23 protein-coding genes are annotated in these 17,440 nt (G+C 64.7%); 13 read left to right on the top strand and 10 right to left on the bottom strand.

Annotation, left to right across the window (positions count from 1 at the left end; all coding sequences use genetic code 11):
* The first annotated feature begins 43 nt into the window (after positions 1-43).
* Together DF286_RS12835 and DF286_RS12830 are read left to right on the top strand one after the other, a co-directional pair.
* The gene (locus tag DF286_RS12835) at positions 44-346 is read left to right on the top strand and encodes an EF-hand domain-containing protein (protein ID WP_109272179.1); all 303 of its coding nucleotides are present in this window, start codon (positions 44-46) and stop codon (positions 344-346) included.
* Between the two features lie 152 nt (positions 347-498).
* Complete coding sequence (locus tag DF286_RS12830; RefSeq protein WP_109271801.1) at positions 499-849, top strand: hypothetical protein; 351 nt, start codon at positions 499-501, stop codon at positions 847-849.
* A gap of 284 nt (positions 850-1,133) precedes the next feature.
* Here DF286_RS12830 and DF286_RS12825 read toward each other — a convergent pair whose 3' ends face one another.
* Positions 1,134-1,457 carry a YnfA family protein gene (locus DF286_RS12825; RefSeq protein ID WP_109271800.1) on the bottom strand — a complete coding sequence of 108 codons (324 nt, stop codon included), beginning with the start codon at positions 1,455-1,457 and terminating at the stop codon, positions 1,134-1,136.
* A 148-nt stretch (positions 1,458-1,605) separates the two neighbouring features.
* Positions 1,606-2,133, bottom strand: a complete 528-nt coding sequence (locus DF286_RS12820; protein ID WP_109271799.1) for an FxDxF family PEP-CTERM protein — start codon at positions 2,131-2,133, stop codon at positions 1,606-1,608.
* Positions 2,134-2,413: 280 nt separating this feature from the next.
* Here DF286_RS12820 and rimO point away from each other — a divergent pair, with 280 nt between their 5' ends.
* Positions 2,414-3,748 (top strand): 30S ribosomal protein S12 methylthiotransferase RimO, encoded by a 1,335-nt coding sequence (rimO, locus tag DF286_RS12815; protein WP_109271798.1) that lies wholly within the window; start codon positions 2,414-2,416, stop codon positions 3,746-3,748.
* Here rimO and DF286_RS12810 read toward each other — a convergent pair.
* A complete protein-coding gene (locus tag DF286_RS12810; RefSeq protein WP_109271797.1) occupies positions 3,735-4,562 on the bottom strand; it encodes a hypothetical protein in 828 nt (275 codons plus the stop codon). The two genes, rimO and DF286_RS12810, sit on opposite strands and share 14 nt — an antisense overlap.
* A 92-nt stretch (positions 4,563-4,654) precedes the next feature.
* Here DF286_RS12810 and DF286_RS12805 point away from each other — a divergent pair, with 92 nt between their 5' ends.
* The 4 genes from DF286_RS12805 (at position 4,655) to DF286_RS12790 (ending at position 7,853) form a co-directional block, all read left to right on the top strand.
* Complete coding sequence (locus tag DF286_RS12805; RefSeq protein WP_109271796.1) at positions 4,655-6,043, top strand: leucyl aminopeptidase family protein; 1,389 nt, start codon at positions 4,655-4,657, stop codon at positions 6,041-6,043.
* Between the two features lie 137 nt (positions 6,044-6,180).
* Positions 6,181-6,522 (top strand): MarR family winged helix-turn-helix transcriptional regulator, encoded by a 342-nt coding sequence (locus DF286_RS12800; protein WP_109271795.1) that lies wholly within the window; start codon positions 6,181-6,183, stop codon positions 6,520-6,522.
* Positions 6,437-7,360 (top strand): C40 family peptidase, encoded by a 924-nt coding sequence (locus DF286_RS12795; protein WP_109271794.1) that lies wholly within the window; start codon positions 6,437-6,439, stop codon positions 7,358-7,360. Before DF286_RS12800 ends, DF286_RS12795 begins: the two co-directional genes overlap by 86 nt.
* A gap of 64 nt (positions 7,361-7,424) precedes the next feature.
* On the top strand, positions 7,425-7,853 hold the full coding sequence (locus tag DF286_RS12790; RefSeq protein ID WP_109271793.1) for a hypothetical protein: 429 nt from the start codon (positions 7,425-7,427) through the stop codon (positions 7,851-7,853).
* Between the two features lie 106 nt (positions 7,854-7,959).
* On the opposite strand, the gene mltG is transcribed toward DF286_RS12790, so the two are convergent.
* The 6 genes from mltG to fabD all read right to left on the bottom strand — a co-directional run bounded on the left by mltG (position 7,960) and on the right by fabD (position 12,782).
* Positions 7,960-8,925 (bottom strand): endolytic transglycosylase MltG, encoded by a 966-nt coding sequence (gene mltG, locus DF286_RS12785; RefSeq protein ID WP_109271792.1) that lies wholly within the window; start codon positions 8,923-8,925, stop codon positions 7,960-7,962.
* A gap of 13 nt (positions 8,926-8,938) precedes the next feature.
* Entirely contained in the window at positions 8,939-10,198 is a 1,260-nt protein-coding gene (gene fabF / locus DF286_RS12780) for a beta-ketoacyl-ACP synthase II (protein ID WP_109271791.1), read from the bottom strand.
* 110 nt (positions 10,199-10,308) lie between these two features.
* A complete protein-coding gene (locus tag DF286_RS12775) occupies positions 10,309-10,545 on the bottom strand; it encodes an acyl carrier protein (RefSeq protein ID WP_109271790.1) in 237 nt (78 codons plus the stop codon).
* Between the two features lie 110 nt (positions 10,546-10,655).
* Positions 10,656-11,393 carry a 3-oxoacyl-[acyl-carrier-protein] reductase gene (fabG, locus tag DF286_RS12770; protein ID WP_109271789.1) on the bottom strand — a complete coding sequence of 246 codons (738 nt, stop codon included), beginning with the start codon at positions 11,391-11,393 and terminating at the stop codon, positions 10,656-10,658.
* A gap of 1 nt (position 11,394) precedes the next feature.
* Positions 11,395-11,823: a GxxExxY protein gene (locus tag DF286_RS12765; protein ID WP_109271788.1), complete on the bottom strand. Its 429-nt coding sequence runs from the start codon at positions 11,821-11,823 to the stop codon at positions 11,395-11,397.
* Between the two features lie 38 nt (positions 11,824-11,861).
* Positions 11,862-12,782, bottom strand: coding sequence for an ACP S-malonyltransferase (fabD, locus tag DF286_RS12760; protein ID WP_109271787.1), 921 nt, complete (start codon positions 12,780-12,782; stop codon positions 11,862-11,864).
* Between the two features lie 255 nt (positions 12,783-13,037).
* Between fabD and DF286_RS12755 the strand changes: the two genes are divergently transcribed.
* On the top strand, positions 13,038-13,835 hold the full coding sequence (locus tag DF286_RS12755) for a hypothetical protein (protein WP_109271786.1): 798 nt from the start codon (positions 13,038-13,040) through the stop codon (positions 13,833-13,835).
* On the opposite strand, the gene DF286_RS15590 is transcribed toward DF286_RS12755, so the two are convergent.
* On the bottom strand, positions 13,830-14,060 hold the full coding sequence (locus DF286_RS15590) for a DUF6471 domain-containing protein (protein WP_424141256.1): 231 nt from the start codon (positions 14,058-14,060) through the stop codon (positions 13,830-13,832). The two genes, DF286_RS12755 and DF286_RS15590, sit on opposite strands and share 6 nt — an antisense overlap.
* A gap of 269 nt (positions 14,061-14,329) precedes the next feature.
* On the opposite strand from DF286_RS15590, the gene rpsF reads away from it, so the two are divergent.
* The 5 genes from rpsF (at position 14,330) to DF286_RS12725 (ending at position 17,387) form a co-directional block, all read left to right on the top strand.
* Positions 14,330-14,746, top strand: coding sequence for a 30S ribosomal protein S6 (gene rpsF / locus DF286_RS12745; protein ID WP_109271785.1), 417 nt, complete (start codon positions 14,330-14,332; stop codon positions 14,744-14,746).
* Positions 14,747-14,765: 19 nt separating this feature from the next.
* Positions 14,766-14,990 (top strand): 30S ribosomal protein S18, encoded by a 225-nt coding sequence (gene rpsR, locus DF286_RS12740; RefSeq protein WP_109271784.1) that lies wholly within the window; start codon positions 14,766-14,768, stop codon positions 14,988-14,990.
* Between the two features lie 12 nt (positions 14,991-15,002).
* Positions 15,003-15,623: a 50S ribosomal protein L9 gene (gene rplI, locus DF286_RS12735; RefSeq protein ID WP_109271783.1), complete on the top strand. Its 621-nt coding sequence runs from the start codon at positions 15,003-15,005 to the stop codon at positions 15,621-15,623.
* Between the two features lie 79 nt (positions 15,624-15,702).
* Positions 15,703-16,725: a hypothetical protein gene (locus tag DF286_RS12730; protein ID WP_109271782.1), complete on the top strand. Its 1,023-nt coding sequence runs from the start codon at positions 15,703-15,705 to the stop codon at positions 16,723-16,725.
* The gene (locus tag DF286_RS12725; protein ID WP_109271781.1) at positions 16,725-17,387 is read left to right on the top strand and encodes a Fe2+-dependent dioxygenase; all 663 of its coding nucleotides are present in this window, start codon (positions 16,725-16,727) and stop codon (positions 17,385-17,387) included. Before DF286_RS12730 ends, DF286_RS12725 begins: the two co-directional genes overlap by 1 nt.
* The last annotated feature ends 53 nt before the right edge of the window (positions 17,388-17,440 follow it).

The raw sequence follows: 17,440 nt of genomic DNA, 5'->3' as shown, positions 1-17,440 counted from the left end.
TGCCGATCCACCTTTCTGATCCTCGCAAGTCACGGAGCACGACATGCACCGCACTATGTTCTTTGCCGCCATTCTGGCCCTGGCGGCCCCGGCGGCGGCCGCAACCATGCAGCAGCCGTCCGAGCCGCCCGCGGACCAGGCGGGGGCGCCACCCGCAGGAGGCGACTTCGCATCCTTCGACGCTGACGGGAATGGAAGCCTCAATCAGGCTGAATTCTCGGCCTGGGCGAGCGCGCAGGGTGCGAGTGCCGAGCCCGCGTCGGCCGCCTTCACTCAGGCGGACTCCGACGGCAACGGCGAGATCAGCGCGTCCGAACTGGCCGCCGTGGTATCGACCCCACGATAAACGAAGAACCATAGCGGCGGTGGCGACCCCACCGCCGCTTTCGGCACGAACCGGTTTCCCCACTCCATAAGGAGCCAGGTGAAACCGGGATCAAAGCCACAGTTTCACCGCAATTGGCATGTTGTCTGCCTCCGGCCATCGACGGAGACGCCATGCCGGCGGCATTGATGATCCTGCTTCAGGTCGCCACTCCTGTCCCGGCGACGTCAATGGTCGACGATTTCGATCTCGACCAGATCCCGCGCGAAGGCCTTCCGCGCCCGAAGATCATCGATCGCTGCCCGGACGACGACCCGACCGTCATCGTCGTGTGCGGCTCTAGAAATCAGGACGAAGGTTATCGACTCCGCCCGCCTTCGGGGGATCTCACCGAGGCCGGACCTCCTATCGCCGAGACCGACCTCGGCGGAGGCGTGACCGGCGCGATCGTGCTGGACTCCGCGGGCATGCCGAGCGGCGAGGTCAGCAAGCGCATCATGATCAAAGTCGGGACGAAATTCTAAAAAGGCGGCCGGCTCGCCTTCAGCGACTGTCCGAATGCGAACGCCGCTGTCCGCTCCTGAACGTTCGCGTGGAGTGTCGACCCGCCAATCCGAGGCGGGCGGCGCTGGCCCGGTCCTTGCACGGCCGACGCGAAATTCATGAGGGGACACATCATGCGCCTGCCGATCGCCACCACGGCGTCACCCGGGATTTCATCCGCCGCACGAATGGTTCGCAGCGGTTGATGGCCGAACAGTTGGTCCGCCTGCGGATCGGCGGATGAGCGGCGACGGCAGCAGGATGTTCAGCTGCCCCGCGGTCCCCACAGGATGATGGCGGCGCCCACGAGCGCGATCGCGGTTCCGCTCAGGTCCCATCGGTCGGGCTTCACGCCTTCGAAGAGCCACAGCCACAGCAGCGCCGACATGATGTAGACGCCGCCATAGGCCGCATAGGTCCGTCCGGCATGTTCGGCATCGACGAGAGTCAGAAGCCAGGCGAACAGGCACAGCGACGCGACGCCGGGAACCAGCCACCACGGCGACTTGTCGAGCTTCCACCACGCCCAGAAGGCGAAGCAACCGGCAATCTCGGCCAACGCCGCGCCGATATATGCGAAAACGGCCATTTCTGCTGTCTCGCAGTCATGCGGCAAGCCTGCAATGGGTGGTAAAAGGACACTCAGGCGCGCCCGTTATAGCGGGCCACGCAAGCATGGCGAGAACTGGCGGCTCATTGGCTCGGCACGGCGCCAGCGGCCCCGCGCTCGGCTGCTATCAGGCGAACGAGACCTTCGTCACCTTCGCCCGCTGCCGGCGGCGCCGAAGCGAATAGCCGACGACACCGAAGCCGAGTAGCATCAAGGCCCAGGTCGACGGTTCCGGGATCGGCGAGACCGAAACCGTCCCTGCGAAGGACCCGCCGCCCCCGGAGGAGCCGTTTACGACCAGGGTATGAGGCCCGGCCGATGATAGTCGAGAGGCGAAGCCGAATTCCGCCTCACCCTGCGGCGTTATAAACGAGATCAAGTTGAAAGGTGTCCCGTTGAGGAAGGCGGACCCAAAATTGATATTGGTGACGCCGCTCACACCGAAATTGCTCAACGTTGCGCCCACGCGGCTGGTCCTCGGAACGTTGAACGTGAATGTCGAGTTAAACGGCCCTAGCGTACTGATCGTCTGACCGAAAAAGCCGGAAAGATCGCCGCTGGGATGCGGAACGAGTATGATTTCGGCGGCTTGTGCGGCGGGCGCGATGCCGAATGTCGAGAGAGCTACAAGGGCGGTCGCAACGAGTCTCTTCATGTTATTCCTCCCTGCCGAGGGTCAAACCCCGCTCATTCCTCCATCAGGTCTGAAACGCCAGACAACAATTTTTCCCGTAACTCTCGACATTTACCAAATTCGACTTCGCCGATCAATTGGCGCAGTTGAGGCCAAAGCCGAAGGTCTGCTTTGGGTCGAGGGCGGACGTTCCAATGGTCGCGATTGCGTGGTGGGAGTTGGGTCCGGCTCTCGCCGGGGAGCGGCATCGTCAACCGAACACTAGGAAAATGCCGCATCTGCCACTATTTGGGCGCCACTCATGGCCATTCAGCTCCCCTCCCCGCCGAAAATCGGCATGGTTTCGCTCGGCTGCCCCAAGGCGCTGGTCGATTCAGAACGCATCCTGACGAAGCTCAGGAGCGACGGCTATGCCCTGTCGCCGGATTACGACCAGGCCGATGTGGTACTGGTCAATACCTGCGGCTTCCTCGATTCCGCGAAGGAAGAGAGCCTGGCCGCGATCGGCGAAGCGATCGCCGAGAATGGCCGCGTCGTCGTCACCGGCTGCATGGGGAAGGAAGCCGACCTCATCCGCGAGCGCTTCCCCGAAGTCCTCGCCGTCACCGGCCCGCATCAATATGAGCAAGTGGTGGGCGCCGTCCACGAAGCCGCGCCGATGCCGCCCAGCGCCTTCCTGAACCTGGTGCCCGAAGGCGGCCTCAAGCTCACCCCGCGCCACTACAGCTATCTGAAGATTTCAGAGGGCTGCAACCACCGCTGCAGTTTCTGCATCATCCCGTCGATCCGCGGCGACCTCGCCTCCCGCCGGCCCGATGCGATCCTGCGCGAGGCCGAGAAGCTGGTCGCCGCCGGCACCAAGGAGCTGCTGGTCATCAGCCAGGACACCTCGGCCTACGGCCTCGACCTGAAGCACGCTTCCTGGCCGTGGAAGGGCGGAGAAGTCCGCGCCCACATGACCGACCTCGCTCGCGAACTGGGCAAGCTCGGCGCCTGGGTGCGTCTCCATTACGTCTACCCCTACCCCTATGTCGACAAGGTCATCCCGCTGATGGCCGAGGGGCTGCTCCTCCCCTATCTCGACATTCCCTTCCAGCATGCGAGCCCTAAGGTTCTGAAGGCCATGAAGCGCCCGGCCAACGAGGCCAAGGTGCTGGAGCGGCTGAAGGGCTGGCGGGAGATCTGCCCGGACATCGCGATCCGCTCCTCCTTCGTCGTCGGCTTTCCCGGCGAGACGGAGGAGGATTTCCAGTATCTGCTCGACTGGCTCGATGAGGCGCGGCTCGACCGCGTCGGCGCCTTCCGCTTCGAACCCGTCGAGGGCGCCGCCGCCAACGACCTTCCCGGCGCCGTGCCGGAGGAAGTGAAGGAAGAGCGTTACGCCCGCCTGATGGAGAAGACCGCCGCCATCTCCGCCGCCAAGCTCCAGGCGAAGATCGGGCGTGAGATCGACGTCATCATCGACGTCGCGGACGAAGAGGGCGGCGCCACCGGCCGCTCCAAGGCCGACGCGCCCGAGATCGACGGCGAAGTCCATCTGCGCGATGCCGTCGGCGTAAAGCCAGGTGATATCGTTAAGGTGCTCGTCGAGGATGCCGACGAGCACGATCTGTTCGGCGTGCCTACGTCGTCTTAACTTCCACCCTAGGCTCCCTCCCGCTTCCGATCTTCGGCCGCTTCCAAAACAGGAACAGCAGCGCGAAGACAGGAATCGCAAACTCCATCGTGAAGGGTTCGAGCGGCGTCGCCTTCCAGAAGCCGGCGCCCAGCAGAACTACCTTGATCGGCAGGAAATCGACATCGCCCGTGCCCCAGTTGAGGCTGAAGGCGCCTGTCCCGAACAGGCAGCCGATTGTCCAGAGCCATCGCCTATCGAAGGCTGGCCCACGCAACACCAGGATGGTGGCGATGCTGCAGGTCAAGACGCTGACGATCATCAGCAGCAGCCAGAGGAAGTGGATTGGGCTCCTGTCGTTGAGATCGAATTGGATGAAGGCGCTCGGCCGCTCGTCGACGGGCATGAGCGAGCATTGGGTGATAGCGGGGCCATCCGGCAGGTCCGCCACCAGCACTTCCGCTCGAATCCACTCCGTGGCCGGCCTCTCTCCCGGCCTGTCGGCGCGACGCGAGGCGCCGTTGCCCGGTGTCTCGAACACTAAGTTGTGCCCCGAATGCGTGGAGCCGTCCGGCAGGGTGACAACCATTGGCTGAGACGCGACGAAACGGAAATCCTGTCGATGCGGCTGGAGCCACTCCGGCACGATTTCAAACTGCTCTTCGAAATCGGCCGCCGCCCAGCTAGGTTCGGCCGCCTCACGGGCATCAGTCCAGTTGCCGGCAATGACGTCCTCGAGGAATGACACGGCTATCGCCTGCTCGGCCTCGCTCGCTTGCTCAAAGGCGCCACACCCCGTGAGCAGGCCCAAGACGGCGAACGCGATCCATCTCATGAATATATTCATGTTCCCCCCTTACTGACCGATCCGACGACCGGACGCACACAGGCTTGGCCGCTACCCCCCCAATCCGTTAGGGGAGCAACATGAACGACATGTCCGCACTGGTCCATCCCGCCAAAGGCCAGCCCGCCACCCTTCTCCACCTTGTCGACAAGAAAGGCTTCGACACTTGGCTCGGCGGCCAGCCCGAGCGGGTGAGGCAGGCGGTGGCGGCGCAAGGCTTTAAAGGCGAGGGATTCCAGCTCGCGATCCTGCCGGGCGAGAAGGAGGGATGGTCCGCCCTCCTTGGCGTCGCCAATGTCGACGAGCTCAGCCCCTGGTGCCTCGCCAAAGCGGCCGAGACCCTTCCGGAAGGCACCTATCGAGTCGCCGATCGCAGTCCCGGTCCGGCCGTGCTCGGCTGGTTGCTGGGCCAGTACAGGTTCGAGCGCTACAAGAAGGAGCCGTCGAAGAAGGGTCCGCGCATCCTCCTCACCGACGATCCGGCGCGGATCGACGAGACGGCGCTGATCGCCGAGGCCACGAACCTCGTGCGCGACCTCGTCAACATCCCGGCTGGGGAGTTGGGTCCGGCCGAGCTCCAGAAGGCGGCCGAGGCGCTGGCTTCCGAGTGCGGGGCGAGCGTTGCCGTCACCTCCGGTGCCGACCTCGCCGCGGGCTATCCGATGATCCACGCGGTCGGCATGGCCGCCACGGCGGAACGGGCGCCACGCCTCATCGAGCTGGAATGGGGCGATCCCAGGAACCCGCGCCTCGCCATCGTCGGCAAGGGCGTGGTGTTCGATTCCGGCGGCCTCGACATCAAGCCAGCCGCCGGCATGCGCCTGATGAAGAAGGACATGGGCGGCGCGGCCCACGCCCTTGCCCTTGCGCGACTCGTCATGAAGAGCCGCCTGCCGGTCCGTCTCCACCTGCTCATCCCGGCGGTCGAGAACGCCATATCGGGCGCCGCCTTCCGCCCCGGCGATGTCCTCAGGAGCCGCAAGGGGCTCACCGTCGAGATCGGCAACACCGACGCCGAGGGCCGCCTGATCCTCGGCGACGCCCTCTCCAAGGCAGCCGAGGACAAGCCGGAGCTGATCCTCGATTTCGCGACCCTCACCGGCGCTGCCCGCATCGCGCTGGGTCCCGACCTTCCGCCCGTCTTCGCCAATCGCGACGATCTCGCCGAGGACTTGCTGAAGGGTGGCGAGGCCGTGTCGGACCCCGTCTGGCGGATGCCGCTGTGGAAGCATTATGAGGAGATGCTCGCTTCCGACATCGCCGACCTCGGCAACGCCGCCGACAGCCCGATGGCGGGCTCAGTCACCGCGGCGCTCTTCCTCCAGAAGTTCGTGCCCGATGAAATCGCCTGGGCCCATTTCGACACCTTCGCCTGGCGCCCGGCGGCGAAACCCGGCCGGCCCAAGGGCGGCGACGCGCTCGGCCTGCGCGCCGCCTGGCAGATGCTCAGGGCCCGCTACCGGAAATGAGACGGAAATGCCCGTCTTCGCGTCGAAATTCCAGCGTGTTAACGAAACGATTTGGCGTCTGACTGGTTTACTTCCCGAAACGTCACCCGCGCGAACCTCGGAGAAGCTATGTGTCAGAACGCGCGCTAAAGAATTGGATGAACGCTCTGATCGGCTATGTGCGCTCCGGTCAGCCCGATCTCACCAACCGTCAGATGGCCTTGATGCTGCTCGTTTACCTGACGCCGGGACCGCATACGGTGCGAGGCCTGGCGAACATATTGGGCGTGTCGAAGCCCGTCATCACGCGCGCCTTGAACACGCTGGGCTCGCTCGGCTATCTCCGCCGAGTCCGTGACGAGGCGGACCGGCGAAACGTCTTCGTCGCCAAGACCAGCACGGGACAGGAATTCCTTGACGGCTTCGAACGAAATATCGAGCAGGACGGCTCGTCCCGCCGCTCCGCCAAAGATCGAGGATTCATCCTCCAGCACAGCTGAGCGCTTCCGCCTCACCGAGCCCTCGCTGACTCTCGATCACCGCGTCCACGCCTATCGCCGGGATCTTGCCGACGTCGCCCTGGCCGGCCACCTCTTCGCTCCGCATTATGCCCGTCCCCTCGTCCGAAGCTGCGGATCCCATCGCACCTTCGTCTACCCCGCGCCGGGAGGTGATGGCCAACCTTCCTCCGAGTTGCTGCCGGGCGAGGAGTTCGCCGTCCTCGAAGTCTCCGGCCACTGGGCGTGGGGCTATTGCCGCTACGATCACTATGTCGGCTATGTCGAGGCGATCGCCCTCGTCGAGCCGCTCGCGTCCACCCACATCGTCGCCGCCGCAACCGCACCCATCCTTCCCGAGCCGGACGTCCACGCCCCCGCCATCGCCCAGCTGCCGATGGGGTCGCGGGTTTGCGGTCACGAAAGCCACGGCTTCCTCGCGACCGACGGCGGCTTCATCCCATCCACCCATGTCCGGGAGATCGGAGCCTGGGAGCAGGACTGCGTCGGCATCGCCGAGCGGTTCCTCGGCGCACCCTATCTGCTCGGCGGCCGAAGCATCCACGGCATCGACTGCTCCGGCCTGGTCCAGCTTTCGCTCGGCCTTTGCGGTCTTCACGCACCCCGCGACAGCGACCAGCAACGCTCCCTCGGTAGCTCGCTGGACGCCGATGCCCCTCTGGCGCGCGGCGACCTCATATTCTTCGAAGGCCATGTCGGCCTGATGAAGGACGGCACCGACCTGATCCACGCCACCGGACATCATGGCAAGGTGCTGATCGAGCCGCTCGCCGCCGTCTCCGCCCGCGTCCCGATCCACGATCGCCGCCGGCTCGTTTGAGCCGATTGCATTTCGCCTCCGGAACGAGCAGTCTCCCCGTGGGAAAAAACGGGGAGGTGCCATCATGAACGAAGCTGCTGTCGCCCGGCCGACGACCTGGTATTGGGTCGTTGCCACGCTCGCCTTGCTGTGGAACCTGATCGGTGTCGCGTCCTATCTGATGACGGTCTACGGGGCCGTTCCGACGGTCTCCGAGGCCCAGAGCACGCTCGAGGCGGCAACGCCGGCCTGGGTCATGGGCGCCTTCGCCATCGCGGCGTTCGGCGGAGCGCTCGGCAGCCTCGGGCTGCTGCTCCGCAAGCGCTGGGCCAAGATCCTGCTGGTGGTGTCGCTCATCGCGGCATTGGCGCAGCAGCTCTGGCTGCTGGTCCTCAGCGACGCGCTCGCCCTGATGGGCCCCAGCGCCGCCATCTTGCCCGCCACGGTGATCGTCGTCGCGGTCCTGCTCGTCTGGTTCGCCACCGTCGCCGATCGCAGGGGCTGGCTGAACTAAGCGGTTCGTCATTGCGAGGAGCGAAGCGGCGAAGCAATCCAGTCCTGTGCTTTTGGATTGCTTCGCTGCGCTCGCAATGACGTGCATCCCTGGCTGAGCTAAGTGCTCACATTTCGCCTCGGGCGCGGCGGATGGCGTACCATTTGGCCACGTTGGCATTATGCTCGGCCAGCGTGTTGGCGAAGATGTGGCCGCCCGTCCCGTCCGCGACGAAATAGAGCGCCTCGGTCTTGGCCGGGTTGAGAACCGCGGCGATGGACAAGCGGCCCGGATTGGCGATCGGTCCGGCGGGCAAGCCGGCCATCGCATAGGTATTGTAGCCATTCGCCGCGTCTAGCTCCGATCGGCGGATGCGGCGGCCGAGCGGCTTGCCCTTGGTGACGGGGTAGATGACGGTGGGATCGGCCTGCAGCGGCATCCCGACCTTCAGGCGGTTGCTGTAGACTCCGGCGACCATGCGCCGCTCGGTCGGTTTGGCGGTTTCCTTCTCGACGATCGAGGCGAGGATGATCGCTTCTTGCTTGGTGTCGACCGCCGAGTGAGGCTGCCGCTTCGCCCACAATGCGTCGAGCTCGCGCGTCATCGCCTGCTGCATCCGCTCCAGCACGGCCGCGCGCGTTTCGCCGCGGTGATAGCCGTAGCTGTCCGGCAGGACCGAGCCTTCCTCCGGCACCGGGATCTGGCCGGTGAGATAGGGGATGCCCATCAGCCGTTCGTGGACGAGGATCGAGGGCATGCCTTCGGGAATGGTGACGAGGCGCTGGATCGGCTGGCCGTGCTGCAGCAGGTCGAGGATCTCGGCGGCGTTGGCCCCCTTCGGGATCAGGAACTCGCCCGCCTGGACCGGGTCGTCCGACCCGAACAGGCGCGCCATCCCGCGAAAGGTGGTGGCATTGCCGGGAATGGCCCCGGCCGCCTCGAGCTTCGCGGCGACGTCGCTGAGGGTGGCGCCCTGCTCGACGACGATGGTGTACGGACCTTCCTTCGGCCCTGCGCTTGTCCACAGCGCCACATAGCCACCGGCGGCGGCGAGCGCCGCCAGGGCTATGAGGATGAGCAGCCATTTCTTCATGGCTGGGTCAGCTTCAGACCGCGCGCATGACCAGGCTGGCGTTGGTGCCGCCGAAGCCGAAGCTGTTGTTGAGCACCGCCTTCACCCTCCGCTCCTTTGCCTTGTGCGGCACCAGATCGACGCCGGCGCAGCCGTCGCCCGGATTGTCGAGGTTCAATGTCGGCGGGACGATCTGGTCGCGGATGGCGAGAATGCAGAAGATCGATTCGACCGCGCCCGCGCCGCCGAGCAGATGGCCGATCGCCGACTTGGTCGAGCTCATCGAGAGCCCGCCGATCGCGTTGCCGAACAGTCGGCGAACCGCGCCCAGCTCCAGCTCGTCGCCGAGCGGAGTCGAGGTGCCGTGGGCGTTGATATAGTCGATGTCGGACAGGTCGAGACCGGACCGCTTCATCGCCACCTGCATCGCGCGAAAGCCGCCGGCGCCTTCCGGGTGCGGCGCGGTGACGTGATAGGCGTCGCCCGACATGCCGTAGCCGATCAACTCGGCATAGATCTTCGCACCACGCGCCTTGGCACGCTCATATTCCTCGAGCACGACCACGCCCGCGCCTTCGCCCATGACGAATCCGTCGCGGTCCTTGTCATAGGGGCGGGACGCTTTTTCCGGCTGGTCGTTGAAATTGGTCGAGAGCGCCCGCGCCTGGGCAAAACCGGCGATGCCGAGCGGGCAGAGGGCGCTTTCGGCGCCGCCAGCCAGCATCACGTCGGCATCCTCCATCGCGATCATCCGGGCGGCGTCGCCGATCGAATGCGCGCCGGTCGAGCAGGCGGTGACGACGGCGTGATTCGGGCCCATCAGGCCGTACTTGATCGAGACCTGACCCGAGATGAGGTTGATGAGCCGACCATGCACGAAGTGCGGAGACACGCGCCGCGGGCCCTTTTCGTGAAGGACGATCGATTCCTTTTCGATTCCGGGCAAGCCGCCGATACCGGAGCCGATCGACACGCCGGTGCGGTAGCGATCCTCCTCGCTCATGTCGGTGAGACCAGCATCCTCGAGCGCCTGGCCGGCCGCGTCGATGCCGTAGACGATGAAGGGATCGACCTGCCGCTGCACCTTGTGATCGACGCGCTTGGCCGGGTCGAAGCCCCATTCATGATCGGGGGCCTTCACCTCACAGGCGATCTGGCAGGCATAGTCGGTCGGATCGAAGCGCGTGATGCGCGTCGCGCCGCTCTTCGAGGCGAGGATGTTCTTCCAGCTGGTCTCGACGTCCGCCCCCAACGGGGTGACAAGTCCAAGACCGGTGACGACTACGCGGCGCATTTAGAAAACTCCCGTATTTAGACGAAAACGGCCCCCCGGCCTTGGGACGGGGAGCCGTTTTTCAAACCTTGGCTCGATCCCATCGGGGCCGGTAGCCGCGGGCCTGACGATCAGGCCTTGTTCGCCTCGATATAGTCGATCGCGTCCTTGACCGTCGTGATCTTCTCGGCGGCGTCGTCCGGGATCTCGACCCCGAACTCTTCCTCGAAAGCCATGACCAGCTCGACGATGTCGAGGCTGTCGGCGCCCAGATCGTCGATGAAGCTGGCTTCCTCGGTGACCTTGTCGGCTTCGACGCCCAGATGCTCGACGACGATCTTCTTAACGCGCTCGGCGGTCTCGCTCATATGTATACCTTCCCTAGATGATGTTTGTATTCGCCCTAGCCGCTCCCGGCGCATGCTGGCAAGTGGCCGGAAACAAGCCGTGCATCTGCAAAGCGTCTGGCATGCCCCCGTCAGAGCATGGCCATGCCGCCGTTCACATGCAGGGTCTGGCCCGTCACATAAGCAGCCTCGCGGCTCGCAAGATAAACAGCGGCCGCCGCGACGTCGTTCCCCTCGCCTAACTTGCCAGCGGGAATGCGGCCTAGCAAGGCCTCCTTCTGAGCGTCGGGCAGAGCGTCCGTCATGGCCGAGGCGATGAAGCCCGGGGCGATGCAGTTGACGGTGATGCCGCGGCTCGCGACTTCCTGGGCCAGCGCCTTCGACATGCCGACGAGCCCCGCCTTGGACGCGGCGTAATTCGCCTGGCCGGGATTGCCGGTCGCGCCCACCACGGACGTGACGGAGATGATCCGGCCATGCTTGGCGCGCATCATCGGCTTCATCGCCGCGCGAGCAAGTCGGAATGCGGCCTCGAGGTTGATCCGGATCACGTCGGACCACTCCTCGTCCTTCATCCGCATGGCGAGATTGTCGCGGGTGACTCCCGCATTGTTGATGAGGATGTCGAGCTTGCCGAGCGCTTCGACCGCCTGCGGCACCAGCGCGTCGACGGCGGCGCTATCGGAGAGGTTGCACGGCAGAATGAGGCTCTCGCCGCCGATCTCGGCCTGGACGCCCTTCAGCGCCTCTTCGCGAGTCCCGGAAAGCGCCACCCGCGCGCCCTGGCCGGCCAGGGCCTTGGCGATCGCCGACCCGATGCCCCCCGAAGCGCCCGTCACCAGCGCGGTCATTCCCGATAAGTCGAACATGTCATTCTCCGTAGATTGAGTTCGCGCAGAGACGCGGAGGCGCAGAGAGGCCGTGTCCGTTGACGAGCCGACGGAAGCCTTCCTTCAGAGTCGCCCCACCGAAATTGATAAGCAGCCCCACGGGCTGCTTCGTGAGCCGAAGGTAGGTGAGCAGTTGCTTCGCATGCGCAGCATGCAACCGATCCAAGGATTTTATCTCGATCAGAAGCGTGTCGTCGACGAGAATGTCTATTCGAAAGGCGGCTCCGAAGCGCAATCCGTCAAATTCGACGTCGATCGGCTTCTGCCGCTCTACCTTATAGCCCATCCGCGCGAGTTGCCCGGCAAGCACCATTTCATAAACGGATTCCAGCAGGCCCGGTCCAAGATCACGGTGCAAGCGGATCGACAAGTCCAGCACGTCCCCACTGATGCGATCGAGATCCGTCACCCACTGACCCTCCGCGTCTCTGCGTCTCTGCGCGAGTATCAGATATCCTTCACCAGCGCGTCGATGTCGTCCATCGTGATGACGCTGGTCGTCTTCACGTCCGGCGCGATGCGCTTCACCATGGGCGAGAGCACCTTGCCGCCGAATTCGACGAAGTGGGTGACCCCGAATTCCGCCATGGCCGCGACGCTTTCCCGCCAGCGGACCATCCCCGTGACCTGCGCCACCAGCAGCTTGCGGATGTCGACCGGATCGTCGGCAGGCGCGGCGATGACATTGGCGTAGACCGGCACCGCCGGCGCGCGGAGATCGGCCGTCTCCAGCGCCTCGGCCATGGCATCGGCGGCCGGCTGCATCAGCGGGCAGTGGAACGGCGCCGAAACCGGAAGCAGCAGCGCCCGCTTCGCGCCCTTCGCCTTGGCGATCTCCAGCGACCGCTCGACCGCCGCCCTGTGGCCCGACACGACCACCTGGTTCGGATCATTGTCGTTCGCGACAGTGCAGACTTCCCCCTGGGCCGCCTCGGCGGCGACCTCCTGGGCGGCTTCGAGGCCGAGGCCGAGCAAGGCCGCCATCGCCCCCTCGCCGACCGGCACCGCCGCCTGCATCGCCTTTCCGCGGAGCTTCAGGAGGCGCGCCGTCGTCGCGACGTCGAACGCCTCGGCCGCGCAGAGCGCCGAATATTCGCCTAGGCTGTGGCCCGCGACGAAATCCGCCTTGTCGAGCGAGATGCCGGAGACGCGAAGCGTCGCCACCGCATTGGCCATGATCGCGGGCTGCGCGTTCTCGGTCAGGGTCAGCTCGTCCTGCGGCCCCTCGGCCATCAGCCGGGCGAGATTCTGCCCGAGCGCATCATCCACTTCCTCGAACAGCTCGCGAGCGACCGTGCTCGCCTCGGCCAGCGCCTTGCCCATGCCGACCGCCTGGCTCCCCTGCCCTGGAAAAATGAATGCACGCATGTCGAAGCCTCCTCCTGTCGCGGCGGCTGGTAGGCCAGCACGATCGCGGGGCGCAAGAGGGGTGCCGCACTCGTCACCCGTGCCTCAAACCGTCTTGGGTTAGGTGGACGGAATTGTGCCGGCATTATGTATCAAATGCACCAAGCCAACGCAGGAGTGTGTCTCCCGCGATTTTCGGCGGCTTAACTGCCCCGCGCGGAGGCGCGCGATGAACAGGACTCCACAACGGGTCCGTAACGGGGCAGGATCACGTCAATGGAGATCAAACGAAAACCAACCGCACTGCTACTGGCTGGTGCATACGGCGTTTGGGAACTCTTCGCTAAGCCCATTTGGAATCTCAACGTCGAGCGCGTTGCTGAGCGCGGGAACATTGACGATGCTTTGCTCGGGGCTGGGCGCATGAGCGACGTTATAGCCTCCATAGCATCATATCTGCCCAGCTCTTTTGGGCTAGGCTTCGTCGCTGGCGCCGTAATATTTGCCTACTGGGACAATGTTGCTGCTTGGGGTCGGCGCCTGCGGGGGAGGGAGGCGCGCCCCGATATGCGGGCGTGGATCGGTAACATGTGGCCGCACTTTGACCCCGAAAACCGAAACTTTGAACTCTGGATCAGCCTCATAAACGTCGGCGATGTGCCGCTGCAACTAAAGCGATTGGAAGGAACGGCCAAGATTGTATCGATGGGCGGCACCTTCGATCTGACAGAACCTCGTTTCCATCAGAAGCTAGATGCGTTCATAGAGCGGGCGCACTACGCAACCGTCGCAGTGCGCTTCGATGCCCCTGCGAAATTCTGGTCTTGTCTCCCAGACATGTTCATTTGGAACAGCCCGCACACGAGCTTACGCCTGGATGAGTTCGCCGTAGTTATGCAATCGGCTGACGGAACAGAGAAGATTGTAAAGGGCTGGGACAGCATGCGGCTAACGGCAGGAGAATGGGAAGTGCGATCGGTCCAGACCTTTCCTCTCTTTAGTTCCAAAGAGGAACAAGAGAGATTTCAAACAGCGATGGGAAACGTGGTAAAACGCTTTGGAATGAAGCTATAAATTTAATTCGCGCACACCAATAGCCTCTAAGCATTGTATCAAAAAGACCGCCGTGAATTTGCCCCGGGCAAGTTTGTTCCTGATATTCGGCTCAGAGTCCACCACCCCTATTGCCGCCAGTTTATCCACCAGCTGCAGGAGCGCGCACGCGACTTTCCTACAGGTCGTTGTTTCTGCTATGTTCCGCACGATGGACGGGTTCGACAGTCTCGGGCAGGGATTCATTCGGGCATTCGGCCGCACCGGCAGGCCCGGCGCGCCGAAGGTCTCGATCTTTGACGCGGCGGCAGGCGGGAGCAAATCCCATGGCCACTGCGACCATCGGGACCATTCGCGCGGCGGCCCTTGCTTTTTCCGGCCCCTTCCGCCATTAGGCCGCTCGTCCGGGGTTGAGGCGCTGCCTTCAGCCCCGGTTTGCATTGAGTACGAGGACAGCCGGAGGGGCGTTCGCATGGTGCGGCGTCAGCGATCGGCCAAAAGAAAAGGACGCATGCATGCCGCTCTACGAGCATGTATTTCTCGCGCGTCAGGATCTGGCTCAAGCCCAGGTCGACGCGCTGGCGGAAAACGCCACCAAGATCATCGAGGACAATGGCGGCAAGGTCGTCAAGACGGAGACCTGGGGTCTTCGCAGCCTCGCCTACCGCATCCAGAAGAACCGCAAGGCGCATTATGTGATGCTCGAGGTCGACGCGCCCGCATCGCTCGTCGCCGAGCTGGAGCGTCAGACGCAGATCAACGAGGACGTCATCCGCTACATGACCATCAAGGTCGACGCGCATGAGCAGGGCCCGTCTGCGATGATGCGCCGCAACGAGCGCGACCGCAAAGGCCGTGGCGGCGATCGTGACGACCGCGGCGGTGACCGCGGCCCGCGTGGCGGCCGTGGCCGCGACGGCGACGACGAGTAAGCGAGAAGGATAGCACATCATGGCACGCCCATTTTTCCGCCGCCGCAAGAGCTGCCCTTTCTCCGGCAAGGACGCTCCCGCCATCGACTATAAAGACGTTCGCCTCCTCCAGGGCTTCGTCTCCGAGCGCGGCAAGATCGTTCCCAGCCGCATCACCGCCGTTTCGGCCAAGAAGCAGCGCGAGCTCGCCAAGGCGATCAAGCGCGCGCGGCATCTCGGCCTTCTCCCCTACGTCGTGAAATAAGGAGCAGGACTCATGGACGTTATTCTGCTCGAACGCATCGAGAAGCTCGGCGCCATCGGCGACGTGGTGAAGGTCAAGAACGGCTATGCCCGCAACTTCCTCCTGCCGCGCGGCAAGGCCCTTCGCGCCAATGAAGCCAACCGCAAGGTCTTCGAAGCCAACCGCGAGAAGATCGAGGCCGAGAACGCCGAGCGCCGCAAGGCCGCCGAGAAGGACTCGAAGTCCATCGAAGGCGTCAAGATCCAGCTGATCCGCCAGGCGTCCAACGCGGGCGCGCTCTACGGTTCGGTCTCCGCCCGCGATCTCGCCGAGGCGCTCGAAGCGCAGGGCCACAAGGTCGCCAAGAACCAGATCGTGCTCGACCGCCCGATCAAGGCGATCGGCGTGCAGGACGTGAAGGTTTCGCTTCATCCGGAAGTGTCGGTCATGATCCAGGTCAATGTCGCCCGCTCGCCCGAAGAGGCCGAGCTCCAGGCGCAGGGCATCGACGTCATGGCCGAGATGTTCGAAAAGGACGTGGCGAGCTTCACCGAGGAGTTCGACGCCAATGCCGAGCCGGGCACGCTTCCGACCGACGAGGGCGAAGCGCGCGAAAGCGAAGCCTCCGAGGACGAGACGGCCGAACAGGCTTGATGCGTTCCTCGACCAAGACAGCAAGGCCGTCCGCTCGCATGAGCGGGCGGCCTTTCTTTTTGCCGCACGGAGCTCGGTCATGATCGGCCGCACGCCCGAATGGTTCCCGCACCAGTTCGACATCGCGAACGACCGCGTCGCGCTACTGAGGATGAGCGAGGCCGATTACCGCGCCGCCAGCTTCCTCGACCAGCGGGCGCTTCGCCCCGGAGCCGAGATGCGGGTCGTCGAATGGCAGTCGCTCGCCGCCGCGGTTCCATCGGACGCACGGCGCGATGCGCAATATATCTTCCACATCGGCAATGTCGGCTCGACATTGATCTCGCGGTTGCTGGGGGAACTGCCCGCCGTGCTGGCGCTTCGCGAGCCGCTGCTGCTCCGCGCCTTCGCCGAGATGCTCGGGCCGGTACCGCCGCCCGCCCCCTGGACCGACGGCAAGGACCGGCTCGATACGCTGACCGCCCTCCTCTCGCGCAGCTTCCGCCCGGAGCAGCGCGCCATCGTGAAGGCGACCAGCTTCACCAGCGAGATCGCCGATCGGCTCGTCCCGCCGGGCTCCAGGGCTCTTTTCCTGTTCGCGACCCCGCAACATTATCTGGAGAACATCCTCGCCGGCGAGAATTCGCGGCAGTTGCTCCAGATCGTCAGTCCGTCCCGCCTCCAGCGCCTCCAGAGCCGGTGCTCCGGGTTCCGCGCGGACCTCGACACCCTGTCCGAAGCGCGCAAGGCGGCGCTTGGCTGGGCCTGCGAAATGACCTCGCTAGAGCTCAACGTATCGAAGCTTCCTTCCGGTGATGCCCGCTGGATGGACTTCGACCAGTTCCTCGCCGACCCTGCCCGCCACTTCGCCGACATCGCCGCCTTCTTCGGCCATCCCGTCGATGCGGCGACCGCCCGCACGATCTGCGGCGGACCGCTGATGCGCCGCTATTCCAAGGCGCTGGAATATGAATACAGCCCGGAGCTGCGCCGCGAGATCCTGGCCGAAGCGCGCGCCATGCACGGGCCCGCGATCAAGGACGCTCTTGGCTGGCTCGATGCCTTGGCGAGCGACTATCCTCCGATCGCGCAGGCGATTCGGCGGGCGCGAGGGGAAGGATGATGTTCAAGGAAATCGAGCTGCTCAGCGCGGGCCAGATCGAGGAGCTGCGCCAGATCGCGGCCACCGCGAAATTCGTCGACGGCCGCATCAGCAATCCGCACTCCAAGGTGAAGCAGAACCTCCAACTGCATGACGAGGCCGCCTATCGCAAGTCGTCGCAGATATTGTCGCAGGCGCTGCTCAGCCACGAAGACTTCCGCAACTTCGCCTTCCCCGTCGCCATGCTCCCCCCGCTGATGACGCGCTACACGCCGGACATGCGTTACGGCGCCCATGCCGACGCCGCCTTCCTCCAGCTCGGCAACATGTCGGTTCGCTCCGACCTTAGCTGCACCATCTTCCTGGGCGACCCGAGGACTTACGAAGGCGGTTCGCTCCGCATCCAGCTCGGCACGCGCGACATGCGCTTCAAGGGCGAAGCGGGGACGGCGATCGTCTATCCCTCCGACATGCTCCACGAGGTCGAGCCTGTGACCAAGGGGGAGCGCTGGGTCGCTATCACCTTCATCCAGAGCCGCATCCCAGATTCCTCCCGCCGCGAATTGCTCTACGAGCTCAACGAGGTGGCCGCGCTGGAAGGCCTCAACATGGCGCCGGAGAACTTCACCCGGCTGCAGCTCGTCCAGTCCAATCTCCTGCGCCAATGGGGGGATCGGCCCTAGCCCGCCTCCAAGACAGGGGCGCCGTCATCTGCTATAAAGGTCGGCTCGCAGAT

It is taken from the genome of Sphingosinicella humi (genome assembly GCF_003129465.1).
GTDB lineage: Bacteria > Pseudomonadota > Alphaproteobacteria > Sphingomonadales > Sphingomonadaceae > Allosphingosinicella > Allosphingosinicella humi.
Note: the sequence above shows the minus strand (reverse complement) of the source record. Positions and strands in the feature narration are given on the sequence as shown.

Bases quoted from the DNA above. Each gene is read 5' to 3' on its own strand.
- fabD (WP_109271787.1), bottom strand. From the start codon at position 12,782: ATGCGTGCATTCATTTTTCCAGGGCAGGGGAGCCAGGCGGTCGGCATG.
- DF286_RS12820 (WP_109271799.1), bottom strand. From the start codon at position 2,133: ATGAAGAGACTCGTTGCGACCGCCCTTGTAGCTCTCTCGACATTCGGC.
- DF286_RS12730 (WP_109271782.1), top strand. From the start codon at position 15,703: ATGATCGGCCGCACGCCCGAATGGTTCCCGCACCAGTTCGACATCGCG.
- DF286_RS12830 (WP_109271801.1), top strand. From the start codon at position 499: ATGCCGGCGGCATTGATGATCCTGCTTCAGGTCGCCACTCCTGTCCCG.
- DF286_RS12725 (WP_109271781.1), top strand. From the start codon at position 16,725: ATGTTCAAGGAAATCGAGCTGCTCAGCGCGGGCCAGATCGAGGAGCTG.
- DF286_RS12775 (WP_109271790.1), bottom strand. From the start codon at position 10,545: ATGAGCGAGACCGCCGAGCGCGTTAAGAAGATCGTCGTCGAGCATCTG.
- DF286_RS12835 (WP_109272179.1), top strand. From the start codon at position 44: ATGCACCGCACTATGTTCTTTGCCGCCATTCTGGCCCTGGCGGCCCCG.
- DF286_RS12805 (WP_109271796.1), top strand. From the start codon at position 4,655: ATGAACGACATGTCCGCACTGGTCCATCCCGCCAAAGGCCAGCCCGCC.
- DF286_RS12755 (WP_109271786.1), top strand. From the start codon at position 13,038: ATGGAGATCAAACGAAAACCAACCGCACTGCTACTGGCTGGTGCATAC.
- mltG (WP_109271792.1), bottom strand. From the start codon at position 8,925: ATGAAGAAATGGCTGCTCATCCTCATAGCCCTGGCGGCGCTCGCCGCC.
- DF286_RS15590 (WP_424141256.1), bottom strand. From the start codon at position 14,060: ATGAATCCCTGCCCGAGACTGTCGAACCCGTCCATCGTGCGGAACATA.
- rimO (WP_109271798.1), top strand. From the start codon at position 2,414: ATGGCCATTCAGCTCCCCTCCCCGCCGAAAATCGGCATGGTTTCGCTC.
- DF286_RS12825 (WP_109271800.1), bottom strand. From the start codon at position 1,457: ATGGCCGTTTTCGCATATATCGGCGCGGCGTTGGCCGAGATTGCCGGT.
- rpsF (WP_109271785.1), top strand. From the start codon at position 14,330: ATGCCGCTCTACGAGCATGTATTTCTCGCGCGTCAGGATCTGGCTCAA.
- fabF (WP_109271791.1), bottom strand. From the start codon at position 10,198: ATGCGCCGCGTAGTCGTCACCGGTCTTGGACTTGTCACCCCGTTGGGG.
- fabG (WP_109271789.1), bottom strand. From the start codon at position 11,393: ATGTTCGACTTATCGGGAATGACCGCGCTGGTGACGGGCGCTTCGGGG.
- rpsR (WP_109271784.1), top strand. From the start codon at position 14,766: ATGGCACGCCCATTTTTCCGCCGCCGCAAGAGCTGCCCTTTCTCCGGC.
- DF286_RS12790 (WP_109271793.1), top strand. From the start codon at position 7,425: ATGAACGAAGCTGCTGTCGCCCGGCCGACGACCTGGTATTGGGTCGTT.
- rplI (WP_109271783.1), top strand. From the start codon at position 15,003: ATGGACGTTATTCTGCTCGAACGCATCGAGAAGCTCGGCGCCATCGGC.
- DF286_RS12800 (WP_109271795.1), top strand. From the start codon at position 6,181: ATGAACGCTCTGATCGGCTATGTGCGCTCCGGTCAGCCCGATCTCACC.
- DF286_RS12810 (WP_109271797.1), bottom strand. From the start codon at position 4,562: ATGAGATGGATCGCGTTCGCCGTCTTGGGCCTGCTCACGGGGTGTGGC.